The following is a 17,200-nucleotide window of genomic DNA, read 5'->3' as shown; positions in this document are numbered from 1 at the left end:
CCCGCTATGCCCTTTGTGTGGTCCGCTGCTTCGCGGATTAGCCAATGCCGTTTTTTTGTCCTTGTCGTGTTGCTGTGCTGGGGCCCCGGGGGGCAGGCGCAAGATACCTCGTCGGCGACGCTGCTGTTCGAGATTCCGGAATTGCCCCTGGACAGCGCGATATTGATATTTAGTGAACAGGCCAGTGCCGAAGTGATCCTTGATGGCGCCGTGGCGGCCTTGCGCGGTAACGCTCTTTATGGGCGTTACACGCTGGAGCGGGGCCTGCAACGGCTGCTGGCGGGCACGGGGACCCGTTTCGAGATTCGCGACAACGCGGGTCATCCTCTGATCAGGTTGATTCCGCCTCCGTCGTCGCCGTCTGATGTGCTGTCACTGGAACCGATTCGCGTACAGGGCGGAGCATCACCCGTGGATAAGGCTTTCCGCACGCCTGGGTCCGCCTCCCATATTGATCAGCAACACATAGAACGTTTTCGCGGCACCTCGGTGGGGGACATTTTTCAAGGAGTACCGGGCGTGCTGGTGGGGGAAAACCGCAACAGTGGCGGACTGGACATCAATATCCGCGGCATGCAGGGGCAGGGCCGGGTGCCGGTGCTGGTGGACGGCGCCCGCCAGGAAACCACCGTGTACCGCGGCTATTCCGGGGTGGCCTCGCGCAGCTACATCGATCCGGATCTGATCGGCGGCATTGACATTATCAAGGGGCCGAGTCTGAGCGCTCAAGGCACCGGGGCGGTGGGTGGTCTGGTGTCGATGCGCACGCTCAATGCCGAGGATATCGTTCGCGATGGCCGTGATTTCGGCATGCGCGTGCGTGGCAGCGCGATTGGCAATAACAGTGGTTCGGCGGTCAGTCCGGGCACGCCGGCGGGCTTGTTCACCGGGGATTTTGGTGGCGCCGACCCGGTCTACCGGACCGACTGCGTCAACGAGAGCCTGTGTTCTGGTGATCAGGCCATGCCATCGGATTGGGGGTATCCCGATGGCATGGATCGCCCGGACTGGTATGAGGCGAAGAGCTGGGCCGGCAGCCTCGCCTTGGCCAAGCGCTTGGAAAGCGTTGATCTTGTGGCCGCTTACGCGGAGCGGCGTCAGGGAAACTATTACGCCGGAGAGCATGGCCCCTCGGCCTGGGTCGACCTGTCGGACCGGCGCAAAACGCCCTTCTATACCGAAGTTAGTCCGGTGATTCGCGGTGCATCGCGGTTTCAGGCCGGCGAACGGATTCCCGGTACCAACTTCGAAAGCAAATCCGGCCTGCTCAAAGCGAAAATGTTCCTTCCCGAGGACCAGGAGCTGGAACTGAGCTATCTGCGCTACGAAAGCGTTTATAGCGAAATCATGCCGTCGCAGATTATTCGTTTTGCCAACTTCTCACCGGTTTCGCAGCCACGCGACAGCGACGTTACCGTTGATACGTACACCAGCCGTTATCGTTGGAACCCGGCGGCCTGGCCTTTGCTGGATTTCAAGGCCGGCCTCTGGCATACCCGGGCCCGCTCCACCAATAACAGCCCCAGCGCCACCGAGGCCAATCTCTACAACAATGAACGCGAGACCTATAAGCGCTGGGGGATGGAGCTGGAAAATACTTCCGATTTTCTTCATGGCGCCTGGGGGGAGAGCCAACTGCGCTATGGCTTGTCCGGGCAATGGGAAGACGTGGGCACCACCGCGCTTACCGAGGATACCCGTGGCCTTGCCGGGCGCAACGGCAAGCGTGATGAGTACAGTGCCTTCGCTGCCTGGCAGTACAAGCCGGTGTCCAGCGTGGTACTCGACGCCGGCCTGCGCTATACCCGCTTCAAGTCGCGTGATGACAAACCCATCACTGTCTATGATCCCCGCAGTCCCAATTGCGTGGACGGTGACGGTGATGGGGAATGCGATCCGCTGCCCAATCGCAACCGCCGAAGTGGCACCGCACCGATTGTGACACTGAGTTGGGAACCGGGAAACGCCGGGTTGCAATTTTATGCCCGCTACGCGGAAGCGTTGCGCATGCCCAGCCTGTTCGAAAGCTCCAGTGGCTTTTCCTTCGAAACCGCACCGGATGTGGTACTGAAACCAGAGCACACCCGTAACCGGGAAGTGGGGATTAACTACCTCAAGGACGGCCTCTTCCTCGAACGGGACAAACTGCGCCTCAAGCTGTCGTATTTCCGTAACCATACCCGGGACTACCTGACGCGCACCTTACCGAATCTGTGGGAAGAGGGGGGCGACACCACCATCGTCTCCCAGTTCACCATGCGTAATATCGATAGCGCCCGCTTCCATGGCGTGGAGCTGTCCGGTGGTTATGACATGGGGGTGTTCTTCACTGAGTTCGGCGTGACCCGTTACAACCATATCGAGATCTGCCACACCGGCAGCTATCGTCTTCATCGCTGTAACGATTACGGCATCGCCGCCAGCTACATCAACAACATGGTGCCACCACGCTGGCATGGCAGTCTGACTCTGGGGATGCGTTTACCACGCCCGGCACTGGTGCTTGGTGTACGCGGTACCTTCATGGGAGAGCGTAACGAAGCGCCGGAATATAACGACGACACCGCTCGCAGCTTTCTGGAGGTGGTGCCCTGGCATTCCTATCGGGTGTACGACTTCTTCGCCAGCTATCAGGCCACTGACCGGATCAGGCTGGACTTCAATCTGGATAACTTCACCGACCGCTATTACCTGGACGCCCTCGGGTTGGGGCTGATTCCAGCGCCCGGGCGCACCGCCCGGTTAAGTCTGACCTGGCAATACTGACCGTGATAAAGCCGACGATTCAAACACTGGAGGACTCTTTACCCATGAAACCCTCATTGCGTCATTCCATGGCGGGCCTGATGGGCATCGCTATCGTGCTACTCGCCGCCTGCGGTGGTGGTGGTGGTGGCAGTGGTGGCGGAAGCGCCCCCAAGCCCACCGCGGTGGCCAGCGCCGACGCCGACAGCGTGGCCATCGGTACACGCATCACTCTTGATGCCAGCGGCAGCAGCACCCCCAACGAGGGTGACTTGAATTATCAATGGTCGCTGTCCAGTACGCCACTGGACAGCACCGCCGCGCTCTCCGACGCCACCTCCGAGAATCCCTGGTTCACACCGGACCTGCCCGGTGACTACGTGGCCGACCTGGTGGTCAGTGACGGTACCGCCAGCGGCAGTGCCAGGGTGACCATCACCGCTACCAACCCGGACCCGCTGGCGATTATTCGTCCGCTGGAGCAAACCGTGTATCTGGGCAGTGAGGTCACACTGGACGGCAGCCACAGCCTGCCGCCCACCGGCCTGGACGCGGCGGAACTGACCTATCAATGGATATTGACCGAGCAGCCGGAGGGGGATGAGGAAGGCAGTATCGCCACTGAACTGGAGGATCCGGCCCAGGCGCAAGCCCGTTTCTTCGCCGACAAGATCGGTATCTATCGGGCCACCCTGAGCGTGCGCCATGGTGACCGGATCAGCGCCCCGGTGGAAACAGTGATCACGGTGAACGCCGGCAACAGTCACCCGGTGATTAAAATCGAGGAGCCGGAAGGGTCCAGCTATGACAGCCAGGGGCGGCTGTTGATGCCGGGAACCTTGCATCAACAGGTGGTGCTTGACGGTAGTGGCAGCAGCGACCCGGATGGTGACGCCCTCGGCTATCGCTGGCGTTTTCCCACCGATGCCTCGTTGCCCCAGGGTGCGATGGCTTCCATTGAGGATGCGGGCAGTGCCCGTGCCAGCTTTGTTCCGGACGTTGTCGGTAGCTATCCGGTGGATTTCAGTGTCTATGATAACCACGTTGCAGTTACCCAACGTGTCATCGTTCAGGTGACAAAGGCGGAGGGCGACACGTCAAATGCAGCGCCTGTAGCGGCAAGCAGCAGAGAAGGCAATCCTGAATGCGAGCTCGGCGGCAGTTCGACGTATTGGCCCTATTGCTCAATCTCCGGCAGTTACTCTTATGACCCTGACGGTGATCCGCTGACCTATGCCTGGGTTTATTGGAATGAGGCGCAGCCGGACAACCGGCTGACGTCATCCGACAGTACGGTGTATATCGATGCCTCCGCCGTCGGAATCTGGCATTACCAACTGACGGTTAACGACGGTCAGGAAGACAGCGCGACCACATCAGGAACGATGACCATTAAGATCGCCGCCAACCGCAAGCCGGTGGCTAAGACTACGATGGAGGTTAGTAAAGTTCTGGCTGGAGAAACACTGACTTTTGACGGTAGCGAAAGTTCGGACGCGGACGGAGACCGGCTTGAGTACATCTGGACTCTTGTTGAACGGCCTGATGGCAGTGACGCAAAGGTGCAACAGGACGGTGGCATACATGATTCTAGCGCCTATGTAGTAACCGATAAGCCAGGCCGTTACAGCGTCTTTTTGGAAGTGCGTGACTCTCGTGGTGCCGTAAGTAACCGGCTGGGAACGACGACCACTACCGATGGCTTTGCCAAGCTGACGAATAACCCCCCGATACTGACGAATTTTACGCTACAACAGGAAAAAACGGGCTATTACAACAGCACTGATGTTGGGGGCGATCTGAACAGTGAGTCCGCACCGGGGCAGGCGGTTATTCCTAACGACATATTCCGGCCGGGTATCCTCGGTTATCTTACTGATCCGGATCAGGACGCACCACTGTACTACGCCATCACCGTAACTCGGCAACCGGAAGGGAGCAATTTGCCATCTTATTCGTGTGCCGTCGGAGAGGTAGGCTGGTATGCGTGTCACCCTCAGGATATAGACAGTCGGGAGCTCATCCCCGGGGAATACGAATACGAAGCCATTGCCAGCGATGGTGTAGCTTATTCCGACACAAAAAAATTGGTTTTTAACGTGGTTGCTGATCGCGCGGATTACCCGTCCTTGCTGCTTGAACGGCTTCCTTCCGACGTCTATACCTCTGAACGCCAGGTGTTTTTTCCTTTCCGAGCGACGAATCAGACACGTAATGACGGGGTCATGCCCGTTGCCCCAGGTGAGGAATCCACTCCTTTGGTGGTGGACTCTTTCCGTCTTACGGCCTATGACCGTGATTACACCATAACGGATCTGAATGTGGCCTCGGCGATGGAAGAATTCCGGCCCGCTTTCGTTGGGCTACGTAACGGGCAGGTGATCAAACAGGGAGAATCGGTGGAATTCTCTTTGACCCGACCTCCAATTACCGATGAAGCGAGTCTTTATGCGGCTCTTCAAGAGGTCATTGACGAGTATGGCTATGACGAAGAGTACAGGGCGGAGCTGGCGCGGTTATCGAAATTGGTCAGCGCCTACCAGTTTACTTGGGTGTTCCGGGTCGAGGAGAGAGAGGGGTACAGCTTCCGTAGAGGGCCATTGAATTAAACCCTGTAAGCAAAAGCAGCTTTGAATTAAGGAAGTGATGGTCCTCTTTCGGGCTCATGAGCCTGAAAGAGGGCGTTCAGCAACCGTGTGCAAAGCACACATTCTCGTAGGAGTAAGACTCATGAAGAAAGCAGTTCTCATGACCGCCCTGATGGTGGCCGTTACTGGTGCTCAGGCTGTTACTTTGCAAAGTGGTACTGCCGGTCCGGATATTGTGGATGTCGGTGGGGCCACCATCGGTGGCTTCCATGGCCCCTTGGGAGCACCCGCGATTGGTGTACACGATAGTGGCGAACTAATCAGCTTGCAAAGTATTGAATCCTTTACCTTTCATGACTACGTGACCTCGGAAGGTGTCGATTTTGCGCACCATCAGTTGGCGCCAGGATTTATTCATACCAACCCGCAGCCTGGAGAAGAAGCCCTGGGTATCGGCATGGACGGGATCAAGATTCCTGACGTGGGCAAGGATGTATACTTCGGCCTTGCCAGCGTGGAAGGTACCAGTGCGAACCAGCATCAGGCATGGTACGTAGGAGATCAGGATGGTTTTGTTTTGCCCACATCCTCCACGGATTATGCCGCCGTGGCGCTGCTGGCGTTGCCTACAACCTCCGTCAACTCACCTGAAATTCTCACCGGTGAGTTGACGCTGAACGTTAGCGGCACGTCGTCACTGTCTGGCACCTTGACCAATGGCAGCGGTGCCACCCAAAACAACCTGCTTATTCAAGCAACCGGAAATGATGCCTTCAGCGGTACCTCTACTTATTACGTAGGTACCGGATCGGCTCCGTCCTCCAACGGTTCGGTGACCGGCCACTTCTTTGGAAATGGTAGCACAGGCAATAGTGCGCTGGCGGGTGTGGCCGAAGGAAACTCTGTCGACTACGTCGCCTCCTTCGGTGGCGTCCAGAAATAACAGCAGCACCATTTTTTCCGAAAAGCCATGACATTCAGCCATTCGGAGTTTGCTTTGATTAATGAAGCCTTTCGAACCTGCCTTCGGGCAGGTTCCTTTCGTCTTCTGAATGGATATTTCCCCCATGACCGTTCCTGGCTCCCTTTTCGTACGCGGCCTGATTGTGCTGCTGCTGGTTTTTGTCCGCTTGAATGCCGAAGCGCAGCAGGACACGGCGGACCGCCTGTGGCAAGGCTCCGAGCGTCAATGGCGGCAGCAAAAAGAAGAGGCCGAGCCGGCGCCTCTGGAGCAGCAGGAACAAGGCCCGGAAGGGCAGGCTCCGGTTATCGATTTGCCGCCGGGACTGAAGTTACAGCAATTGCTGTTCGCCATTCTCAATGCCGTCAATCGCAGGGACTGGGACGCCGCCGAACGCTGGCTGCGCCTGTATGCCAGTATTCCTCAACACGATCCGGCGCTGTTCGATTTCGTCGAAGCCGGCCGGGCGGCCGACCAGGGTCGCTATCGCGAGGCCGTGGCGGGGTACAAAAAGGTGCTTGAGAGCAACCCTGGGTTTACCCGGGGACGGCTGGATCTGGCCCGCGCCTTGTATGCCGACAATCGGTTGCGGGACGCTGAAACGTCGTTCCGTGCGTTGCGGGATATGCCCTTGCCGGAGCAGGTTCTGGATCATATCGATGACTATCTTGGCGCGCTGGCTCAGCGCCGCCGTCCCCGTCTGTCCTTATCCCTTTCGGCGGTCCGTGAAGACAATGTGAACCGCGCTTCCACGGTGGTGGACGCGTGCGCTCTGGTGTTCCACGGCGCGTGCCTTGCCAACAGGCCAGGGAAGGAGATCAGCGCCTCCGGTGCCTATTTCGAAGGCACCTTGAACAAACTCTGGTCGCTGCCCGGCAATCACTCGGTGCTGTTGCGCAGTATCAACTACGGCAATGAATACCGGCATGGCGACGATTACGACAACCTGGTTTCCACCACTTACCTGGGATATCAGTACGCCAACGCCAGGGCACGCTTTCAGCTTCTGCCTTTATTCGAATATGACCGCGAAGGCGGCCGCGACATTTATCAGGCGTTTGGCGTGCGTGCGGTGCTGGCCCGGCAATGGCGACAACGGACCGAACTTGAGCTGAGTTACGAGCATAAGGAACGCGACTTTTCCTCGGCTCTGGACAGCCTGGAAGGTGACTCGCGCCGTCTTTCCGTGTTCGCCAATCATGCCCTGCGCCGTGATCTGGTGATCTATGGTGGCCTGATCATGCATGACAGCGACGCGCGCCTGGATATGTTCGCCTACCGCGAGCGTATCGCCCGTTTCGGGGTGTACAAGGCCGTCGCTGATCTGGCCACGGTGAATCTGTCATACAGCTATCGCAAGAAAGTGGCCAAAGGTCGCCACGCCGTTTTCGCGCGGCGGCAACGTGACCATGAAGGCAGTGTCTATCTCAACATCACTCTGCCGCGTCTGGCCTGGCACGGAGTTACCCCGGCCCTGAGCTACGAATATCGCGATAACCGCAGCAGTATCGCCCATGTCTATCGCTACAAGAAAAGCCGCGTGACGTTCGGTTTGAACAAGATTTTCTGAATTTTTTTACCTGATGGAGAAACCGCTTATGCAACGTTTGTGCTTAATTCTGCTTCCACTACTTCTCAGTGCCTGTATGTCCACGGCACAAGTCGAAACCGCACCGGAGCCATGGCGGCTCAAACTGATCGACAGCGCGCCCACGGACTTCGAAAAGGCCCGCCAGGCGATCCTCAGCATGGTGGGGGAGTACCGGGTCACGTTCGCGTTCGAGGAAACCGAGGCGCTCACTTCGGGCTACCAGCTCAAGCCCGCCAAACAAAGCGATGCCTATGAGATGGTGCTGCTGGCGGAAGACAGTGATACCCGGATCATTCTGCAGCACATCCTGGTGCACCGCGGCAGCGGCTTCGTGATCAAACATTGGCGCCAGGACTGGCGCTATGAAGCGCCCCGGCGTTTGCGGTTCACCGCCGATCAGACCTGGCGCCTGCGCCCGGTTTCCGCCGAGAAGACCAAGGGAGCCTGGACGCAGTGCGTTTACGAAGTCAGCGATGCACCGCGCTATTGCGGTACCGGCAGGTGGGATTTCGCCGGCGAGTATCCTACCTGGACGTCGGATCAAGGCTACCGGCCCTTGCCGCGACGCGAGTACACCAAACGTGATGATTACAACGCCTTGGCGATCATCAACAGCCACACCATCCTGCCCGATGGCTGGAATCACGGGCAGGACAACGTCAAGGTGGTCCGTGAAGGGGAAACGGTGGTGTCGCGTATCGCCCGCGAAAAGGGGCTGAACACCTACCAGCGCATCAGTGGCTACAACTTCCGTCCGGGCTATCAGTATTGGGATGATACCCAGGATTATTGGCGCCGCATCCGGGCTGAATGGGACCGTCGCATCGCCGCTGGTGACGGCGTGCGTCTGGATTACCCGGTGGACGGCATGAAGATGATCATGAAAATGTACTGGCAGTCCGAAAAAGCCCGCAAGGGCAAGCCCGTCACCGACCAGGAGATTCAGGATCTGTTTGATCCGTGGGTCAAGGCGCCCTGAATAGTGGCGTCAGGCGCCGTCCAGAAACAATGACGCTGGTTTGAGGGGGAATGTTTCAGGCCGCCCGTAAATGGATGGTGCTCGCTACTGTCCATTGGTATGCTAGCCAAATGATCAGTGCAACTCGTCCACATACCGCCGATCTTGCCGATCCGCTCTACTACCTGCACAACTTCCAGACCGTGCTGGATTGGGTGGGGGAGCGCCACGGCGATCTGCTGGCGCCGGAGGAAATTGAATTCCTGGAGGCCTTTCGCGCTTTGCCGGAGCCCAGCCGTGCCTTGCTGGCGCGGATGGTGATGCGCAAGGGCGAGTATTTCCGCGGGGACCGGCTGGGCTACCGTGAAGTTGGCGACACGGCTGTCGCCATGGTGCCGCTGATCAGCGCGGGCTGGGTTGATGGCGACCCGCTCCTGACATTGGAGGCGCTGTTTGCCCTCTGTACCCGTGATGAGTTGAAGTCGGCTTTGCGCCAGCGTCTGGCGGAGCGGGGCCTGGCGCTGTCGGCGCGCAAGACGAGTTGGCTGGCGGCGCTGCGGGAAGACGGCGATCAGGCCCGCACCGCGAAGGCGTGGGGCTGGGACGGTGTGTCGGTCTATCGGTTGCGCATCCGGCCCCTGTGCGACCGCCTGCGATTGATGTTTTTCGGCAATCTGCACCAGGACTGGTCCGAGTTCGTGCTCGCCGAACAAGGCACCTTCCTGTATGAAACCGTGACCTTGTCCCGCGCCTCACGCCCCTTTCAGTGTCGCGAGGAGGTGGATGCCTATCTCGACCTGGCCGCTTGCCGGCAGCAGTTTGACGGTGATGGCGATCTGACGGCGTTGGAACAGGCGCTGCTGCCGCGCCTGGAAGCGTTGCCGGACAACCCGTGGTTGCGCGAGCGCGGACACAAGTTGTTGTTCAAGGTGGCGCGGGAGAGGGAGCGGCGTGGCGAGGAACAGGCCGCCCTGACTTTGTATCAGCGATGCCATTACGCCGAGGCTCGTGCCCGTGAGCTGCGGGTCCTGGAAAAAACCGGCCGCTATGACGAGGCTTACCAATTGGCCCGGAGCGCCGAGGCACAGCCTCGTAACGAAGCGGAGAGGCAGCAGGTGCAGCGGGTGCTGCCCCGTCTGCAACGTAAACTCGGACAGCCCGTGCGGCGCGCCGGGGCAATACCGACGCATGATGAGTTCGAATTGACGCTGCCCTATTATCCATGGGTGGAGCTGGCGGTGAGGAACCATATGCGGACCGCCTCGGAACCGGTCTACTACGTGGAAAATACCCTGATCAACAGTCTGTTCGGGCTGTTGTGCTGGGAGGCGCTGTTCGCGCCTCTGCCCGGTGCCTTTTTTCATCCGTTTCAAAGCGGACCGGCGGACCTGTACCGGGGTGACTTTTTCAGTCGCCGCCGGGAGCTGTTTGAACGGGCGCTGGCCTGTCTGAATGATGGCAGCCATCGTGCCGTGATCCTGCAACGTTTCGAGGAAAAGCAGGGACGTTTGTCACCGTTCCTGTTTTGGGACGCGCTCGATTCGGAACTACTGACTCAGGTATTGGACTGCATTCCCGCTGAGCATCTGCGCCTCTGCTTTGAGCGCCTGCTGGCCGATCCACGCGCCAACCGCTCGGGATTGCCGGATCTGATTCAGCTATGGCCGCGCCAGCGCCGTTATCGGATGGTGGAAGTAAAGGGGCCCGGTGATCGCCTGCAGGATAATCAGCGGCGCTGGCTCGATTATTTTCAGCAGCACGATATTCCGGTGGCGGTGTGTCATGTGCGTTGGCGGGAGACGGGGTGAGCCGCTACACCGTGGCGGTACGCGCCCTGGCGGAATTCACCGCCAAAAGCGGCGACCTGGATTTGCGTTTCACTCCCTCGCCCACCGCTCAGGAGGGCATTGCCGGACATACCACGGTCACCGGCCGTCGCGGTGAGCATTATCAACGGGAAGTACCCTTGGCCGGTGACTACCGTCATTTGCGTGTGCGTGGCCGGGCCGATGGTTACGATCCCCGGCGTAACCGCCTGGAAGAAATCAAAACCTTTCGCGGTGATCTGGAACGGCAGCCCGCCAACCACAGGGCGTTGCATTGGGCACAGTTGAAGATATACGGCGCTTTGCTGTGTCGTGAGCGCGGCCTGGACCAGGTGGAACTGGCGCTGGTTTATTTCGATGTGGTCAAGCAGAAGGAAACGCCGCTGCGGGAAGCTCATGAGGCAGGGGCTCTCAACGGTTTTTTTGAACAACACTGTGAACGCTTCCTGAAATGGGCGGACCGTGAACTGGCCCATCGTCAGGCGCGGGATCAAGCCTTGACCGCATTGGCTTTTCCGCATGCCCGGTTCCGTTCCGGCCAGCGTGAACTGGCGGAATCGGTATATCAGAGCGCTTGCACCGGCCGGCCATTGTTGGCCCAGGCTCCCACCGGTATTGGCAAGACCCTGGGGACCCTGTTCCCGTTGTTAAAGGCGGCGCCGGGGCAGGCGTTGGACAAGGTGTTTTTCCTCAGCGCCAAAACGCCGGGGCGGAAGCTGGCGCTGGACGCGGTGCGCACGCTTACCAGTGACGGCACGATTCCGTTGCGTACGGTGGAAATGATCGCCCGGGAGAAAAGCTGTGAACACCCGGATAAGGCGTGTCATGGAGAATCCTGTCCGCTGGCGTCGGGTTTTTATGATCGTCTGCCCGCTGCCCGGCAGGCGGCTGCCGAGTCGCCGATACTGGATCGGCGGACATTGCGCGAGGTGGCCCTGGCACATGACGTCTGCCCGTATTACCTCAGCCAGGAAATGGCCCGCTGGAGTGATGTGGTGGTGGGAGACTACAACTACTACTTCGATCTTTCCGCGCTGTTGCATGGGCTCACCACGGAAAACCAGTGGCGCGTGGCGGTGCTGGCGGATGAGGCCCATAACCTGGTGGACCGCGCCCGTGGCATGTATTCCGCCGAACTGGATCAGATCGCCTTTCGCCGCGTGAAAAAGCAGGTGCCGAAATCCCTGAAAGGCGCGTTCGAACGCATCCACCGGCACTGGAACGCGCTTAATAAGGAGACCGAGGAGGCCCAGCCCGACACCGACTATCGCGTTCATGATGATCCGCCCCAGGGGTTTCTTTTCGCCTTGCAGCAGGGCGTGGCGGCGATCACCGATTTCCTGGCCGAACAACCGGAAGCCCTGGACAGCGATCTGATCCGTTTCTATTTCGATGCGTTGCATTTCAATCGGGTGGCGGAACGGTTCGACAGTGATGCCTTTCTGTTTGACAGCCATTGGCGCGTCCCGTCCCGTGGCCGCCCCGGTTCGTGTTTGTGCTTGCGTAACGTGGTGCCGGCGGCCTTGCTGGCGCCGCGGTTTGAAAGCGCGTCGGCGGCGGTGCTGTTTTCCGCCACGCTCAGCCCGCCCCGTTACTATGCCGATCTGCTCGGGCTGCCGGACACCACCGCCTGGATGGATGTGCCGTCGCCGTTCCGGGCGGAGCAATTACAGGTGCGCATCGGCCATCGCATCTCCACCCGTTATCGTGACCGCCAGGCTTCTCTGGCGCCAATCGCCGCCTTGATCGGTGATCAGTTCCAGCAGCGCCGTGGTAATTACCTGGCGTTCTTCAGCAGCTATGAGTACCTGGAAGGCGTGCTCTCGGTATTTCGCCGGGCCCATCCGGACGTGCCGGTCTGGTCCCAGGAAAGGCGCATGGACGAAGACGCCCGTCAGGCGTTTCTGGATCGTTTTGAAGAAGGCGGGAAAGGGATCGGGTTCGCGGTGCTCGGCGGCGCCTTCGCCGAAGGCATCGACCTGCCCGGCCGACGCCTGATTGGCGCTTTCGTGGCGACGCTGGGGCTGCCGCAGATGAATCCGGTGAACGAACAGTTCAAAGCGCGCCTGGCGGTGCTGTTCGGCGACGGCTACGACTACACCTATCTGTATCCGGGGCTGCGCAAAGTGGTCCAGGCCGCCGGCCGGGTGATCCGCACCGGTGATGACGAAGGCGTGGTGCATCTGATCGACGACCGCTTTGCCCTCCCCAGGGTGCGAGCGCTCCTGCCGCGGTGGTGGCGGTGCGGCTGACACGCTTGCTCACGACACGCTACTGACAACACGGGGAGATGGGCAATTGACAGAGGAGGGAAATGACTTCTAGGATGAATGCGACATTTAATAAAAATGACGCATTAAAGAATAAATTTGAAAAATGATGCATAACGATACCCCGCTGACCCGCGCCCTTACTCAGCAGGAAGCAAAAGTACAGGCGACGCCACTGGATGCGCTCAAGCTGGCCCGTAAGCACTGGCTCGGACATTCGCGTCTCAATATGGGATCACTGGCGGAGGAGCTGGGCGTCAATCGGGCAACGCTGTTTCGCTGGGTCGGCAACAAGGACCTGTTGCTCGGAGAAGTTCTGTGGTCATTCTATCGGGTACTGTTCGATCAGGTCATCGAGGACGCGGAAGGTGAAGGTGGCGAGTACCTGGCGTGGGCCTGTGAGCAGGTGGTGGTGCGTATCATGGAAAACGAGCCACTACAGCGTTTTATCCGTCAGGACACCGAATATGCGATCCGCATTCTGACCTCGAAATCCAGCATCATTCAGGGGCGCTCCATCGAAGTCATTCGCGGCCTGCTGCAAAGCGAGGTCGACGCCGGCCGCTGGCAGTCCCCGATTCCGCTCGCCGAACTGGCTTATCTGATCGTGCGTGTTGGCGAGTCCTTTCTTTATGGCGACATCATCAGCGGCCACGACGCCGCCATGCCGCATGCCCGTACCGCCTTCCGTTTACTGCTTGGTGCTCAAAAACCGGTTCCATAACACAGACGAATTACAACAATATCGGGAGAGATCACGATGAAGAAGACAGGTGTTTTTATCACTGGCTGGACAGCGGCGAAATACGCAGCGGGAATTGGCGTGCTGGCCTTGTCCACGCAGGCGTCGGCATTGAACATCATGCTGGTCAATGACGATGGCTGCGCCGCGCCGGGGATCAACGCCCTGGCCGAGACGCTGCAAAGCCGCGGGCACACCATCACCATGTACGCTCCGGCGGGGCCGCAAAGCGGTCAGGGCTCGCGACTGACCTTGCCCAGTGGCGATTGCGGTGTGCGTTTCGAAACGCTGACCTCCGATCTCAATGGCGATGAGCCGACCGCCGGCGGCTATTGCGTCAGCGCGGTGTCGGTCTCCAACGGTGATGACTGCGGTACCGTGGACCATTTGCCGATGCCATTCCTGGAACTGGGACAGCGCGTCAGCGCAAGCCCCTCGGACAGCGCCTATGTCGGGCTGCGCCTGATGGATCAGGCGCCGGATCTGGTGGTGTCGGGCATCAACTCCGGTGAGAACGTGGGCAGCTCCACATTGCATTCCGGTACCGTGGCGGCCGCGGTTTCTTCGGTGCAAAGAGATGTGCCGGCCATCGCCGTAAGCCTTTCCGTGCGCTCCGATAATTACGCCGCCACCGCCGCTCTGGTGGCGGATGTGGTCGAGAAACTGGAGGACAACGCCAAAGGGGACGCGTTGTTGCCGCCGGGAGTGGCGCTCAATATCAACTATCCGGCGGGCACGCCAAAAGGCCTGTTATTCACCGACGCAGGGCCGCACTCCACATTGTCCATTGACCTTCAGCCGCGGGAAGACGGTACCGTTTCCCTGGACGGTTACGTGTTCGATTTTGCCAGTCAGGATCTTCCCGCCGAACAGGTCAGCGAGGAAGGTATCGCTCAGCGTGAAGGGTACATCAGCATCAGTACGCTCTATGCCAGCTTCAATGGTCCCCGGGCCGCCAAGGCGCTGACCCGGGTCACGCTGCACGGTATCGGCGACGCCGAAACCGATTGATCCGGAGGGTGGAACGATGAGCGAATTGAAATGTCTTGGCGCTGCGTTGCTGGCGCTGTCGCTGACCGCCTGCGGTGGTAGCGGTGGTCACCATTCGTCCGATGCGCCGGAGTCGCTGGCCGGCCTGTATCAAGGGGCCTTCTTCGCCGACGACGGCGGCGCCAGCTGGATTACCGCTCTGGTGCGGGAAGACGGCAGTGCTCTGCTGGCGTTCGACGACGAGGCCGATGGCGCTCGGATTCTGCTGGAAGGCCAACTGGATGACACCGGTTTTGACGGCATCGCGGAGCAGGACGGGCAGGCGGGCGAACCGGTGCATTTTACCGATGAGGATACCGACGCCGACGTGGTACGGGGTGAATTGTCGCTGGGAGACCTCAACGGCACCTTTGTATTACAGCGCGATGAGATAAGTATCGCCGACGATCCGCTGGCGGGGGACTACGTGTTCGTTGACGAGAAGAGCACGTTATGGTCGGTGCGCATCAGCGATCAGGGCCTGGTGTCGGCGCAATCGGGTGACTGCGCCTTTGAAGGCAGCGTCACTGAAGCGGACAGCGGGCGCCCGGCTTCGCTGGCGCTGGCCGCCGGTGCCTGTGCACCTTTTACCGCCAGCGCCAATGGCGCGCTTTATCTGGAGCGCGCCATTGTTGGTGACCGGGACGCGCTGCGGGTGGTGGTGTCGGCTCAGCAGCCCCACGACTATTTATGGTTCCGTGACTAGCCGGGGCGGGTAAGCAGGAATCCGGTGGGACCGCGTCGGAAGTGGCGGTCCCGCTGGTGTTTTCCCCGCTGTTGATCAGCCGTCCTCCAGAAACCGCGCCCACAACGCTTTGGCTCTGACCTGATAGGCGCGGACCTGATCGATCAGGTGATGACGTTCATCACCGCCCATCAGGGCCTCGGGCAGCAAGGGATCATGGATGATCAGGCGGATGGCGGTGCGTCCCAGCAACAGACTGTCGCGAGCGGCTTGATCCAGCGGCAGGGTGTCCAGATTCGCCTCGCTGGCTTGCAAACGTCGGCCAACGTCCTGATAGGCCTGGATCATCGCCCGGGTATCCCATTGTGCCCGGATCCGGGTTTCATCCTGCCCGGATAGCGCGTTGACGCCGAACACCCGTGCCGCGGGGGCCAGTCCCAGACGCTTCAGGTCCTCCCGCACCGCTGACACACCGCCGACCAGATTATCCGGACGGAGCCACAACCCGCTGTTTTCCAGAGCACGAAATCCTCGCAACGTCAGGGCCCGTTCATGACGGCGCCAGGCCACTTTTTCCCGTCGTGGCACGGCGGCGTCGATGACACCGACCCAGCCGCCATCCCAGGCCACCGCCTGCTGCTCCTTGCGCAGCCAGTTGCGGACGTCTCCGATCAATGTATTACCCGTGGCGTCGAGGGCATAGATTCCACGGGCCGGGCTGATGACCTTGCCTTGACGCTGCAAACGGTTCACCGCCACCCGCACGTTCTGTGGCTGCAAGCCGCAGGCTTCGCCGGCCCGGCACAACGCGGCGATCGACAGCTCCCGGGCATCGTGGGTGGAAAGCAGATCAAGCACCAGATCCGAAGCCGTCAGTTCCGTGCTCTCAAAATAACAATAATTGTCTTTATTGGACATTTTCAGAAATATATCCTATTTTTTCAAATATGGATCATATTTGTAACAAGATGGCGTACCGCACAGCCCACGAATCAGGAGGCAGCCCATGTCGAACTCACCGGTCATCACCCATACCGAGGGTGCCGTTCGCACGATCATCATTAACCGTCCCGATAAACGCAATGCCGTGGACCGGCCCACCGCCGATGCCCTGCGCGCGGCTTTCGAGGCGTTTGAGCAGGACGACAGCGTCCATGCCGCGGTACTGGCCGGTGCCGGCGGCAATTTCTGCGCTGGCGCGGACCTGTCCGCCATGGGCGACGATCAGCGCCGCAACGAGGTGGAGCCTGAAGGCACCGGCCCGGGCCCCATGGGCCCCTCGCGCATGCTGCTGAGCAAGCCGGTGATCGCCGCCGTGTCCGGCTATGCGGTGGCGGGAGGACTGGAGCTGTCCCTGTTGTGCGACATGCGCGTGGCGGAGACCTCGGCGGTGTTCGGCGTGTTCTGCCGTCGCTGGGGGGTGCCGCTGATCGACGGCGGCACCGTGCGGCTCGCTCGCATCATCGGTCAGGGGCAAGCCCTGGACATGATTCTGACCGGGCGCCCGGTAGCCGCCGACGAAGCACTGCGCATGGGGCTGGCCAACCGGGTGGTGGCGGATGGCGAGGCTCTGGCCACCGCCCAGGCGCTGGCCCGGGATATCGCCGCGTTCCCGCAACGCTGTCTGCGCGCCGACCGGATCTCCACCTACCAACAGTGGGACCACGACCTGGCGGAAGCGTTACGACGGGAAGGGGCGGGAGGGTACCCGATTGTGTTCGCCGAGGCCATTGATGGCGCCGCCCGTTTCGCCGGTGGAGCGGGCCGTCATGGCCGCTTCGATGACCACCAATAACGATAAACCA

12 protein-coding genes are annotated in these 17,200 nt (G+C 60.1%); 11 read left to right on the top strand and 1 reads right to left on the bottom strand.

Features of this window, described 5'->3' with window-relative positions:
- Nucleotides 1-6 precede the first annotated feature (6 nt).
- From A6D6_RS05750 to A6D6_RS05705, 10 genes are all read left to right on the top strand, one after another.
- Nucleotides 7-2,766, top strand: a complete 2,760-nt coding sequence (locus A6D6_RS05750) for a TonB-dependent receptor domain-containing protein (protein WP_133490495.1) — start codon at nt 7-9, stop codon at nt 2,764-2,766.
- A gap of 44 nt (nt 2,767-2,810) precedes the next feature.
- A complete protein-coding gene (locus tag A6D6_RS05745; protein WP_159660180.1) occupies nt 2,811-5,354 on the top strand; it encodes a PKD domain-containing protein in 2,544 nt (847 codons plus the stop codon).
- Nucleotides 5,355-5,475: 121 nt separating this feature from the next.
- Nucleotides 5,476-6,276: a HupA family protein gene (locus A6D6_RS05740; protein ID WP_133490497.1), complete on the top strand. Its 801-nt coding sequence runs from the start codon at nt 5,476-5,478 to the stop codon at nt 6,274-6,276.
- 124 nt (nt 6,277-6,400) lie between these two features.
- The gene (locus A6D6_RS05735) at nt 6,401-7,864 is read left to right on the top strand and encodes a porin family protein (protein WP_159660179.1); all 1,464 of its coding nucleotides are present in this window, start codon (nt 6,401-6,403) and stop codon (nt 7,862-7,864) included.
- 76 nt (nt 7,865-7,940) lie between these two features.
- Nucleotides 7,941-8,864, top strand: a complete 924-nt coding sequence (locus tag A6D6_RS05730; RefSeq protein WP_133490499.1) for a DUF6607 family protein — start codon at nt 7,941-7,943, stop codon at nt 8,862-8,864.
- A 110-nt stretch (nt 8,865-8,974) separates the two neighbouring features.
- Nucleotides 8,975-10,651, top strand: coding sequence for a VRR-NUC domain-containing protein (locus tag A6D6_RS05725; RefSeq protein ID WP_236564000.1), 1,677 nt, complete (start codon nt 8,975-8,977; stop codon nt 10,649-10,651).
- Nucleotides 10,648-12,921, top strand: a complete 2,274-nt coding sequence (locus A6D6_RS05720; RefSeq protein ID WP_159660178.1) for a helicase C-terminal domain-containing protein — start codon at nt 10,648-10,650, stop codon at nt 12,919-12,921. The genes A6D6_RS05725 and A6D6_RS05720 overlap by 4 nt, the downstream gene beginning before the upstream one ends.
- Before the next feature lie 124 nt (nt 12,922-13,045).
- The gene (locus A6D6_RS05715; RefSeq protein ID WP_159660177.1) at nt 13,046-13,663 is read left to right on the top strand and encodes a QsdR family transcriptional regulator; all 618 of its coding nucleotides are present in this window, start codon (nt 13,046-13,048) and stop codon (nt 13,661-13,663) included.
- Between the two features lie 36 nt (nt 13,664-13,699).
- The gene (gene surE / locus A6D6_RS05710) at nt 13,700-14,692 is read left to right on the top strand and encodes a 5'/3'-nucleotidase SurE (RefSeq protein ID WP_159660176.1); all 993 of its coding nucleotides are present in this window, start codon (nt 13,700-13,702) and stop codon (nt 14,690-14,692) included.
- Nucleotides 14,693-14,708: 16 nt separating this feature from the next.
- Entirely contained in the window at nt 14,709-15,416 is a 708-nt protein-coding gene (locus A6D6_RS05705) for a hypothetical protein (protein WP_159660175.1), read from the top strand.
- Between the two features lie 75 nt (nt 15,417-15,491).
- On the opposite strand, the gene A6D6_RS05700 is transcribed toward A6D6_RS05705, so the two are convergent.
- Nucleotides 15,492-16,313: a hypothetical protein gene (locus tag A6D6_RS05700; RefSeq protein ID WP_201303706.1), complete on the bottom strand. Its 822-nt coding sequence runs from the start codon at nt 16,311-16,313 to the stop codon at nt 15,492-15,494.
- 88 nt (nt 16,314-16,401) lie between these two features.
- Here A6D6_RS05700 and A6D6_RS05695 point away from each other — a divergent pair, with 88 nt between their 5' ends.
- Entirely contained in the window at nt 16,402-17,190 is a 789-nt protein-coding gene (locus tag A6D6_RS05695) for a crotonase/enoyl-CoA hydratase family protein (protein WP_055099097.1), read from the top strand.
- Nucleotides 17,191-17,200: the final 10 nt, after the last annotated feature.

Source organism: Alcanivorax xiamenensis (assembly GCF_009846745.1).
GTDB classification, from domain to species: Bacteria; Pseudomonadota; Gammaproteobacteria; order Pseudomonadales; family Alcanivoracaceae; genus Alloalcanivorax; species Alloalcanivorax xiamenensis.
Note: the sequence above shows the minus strand (reverse complement) of the source record. Positions and strands in the feature narration are given on the sequence as shown.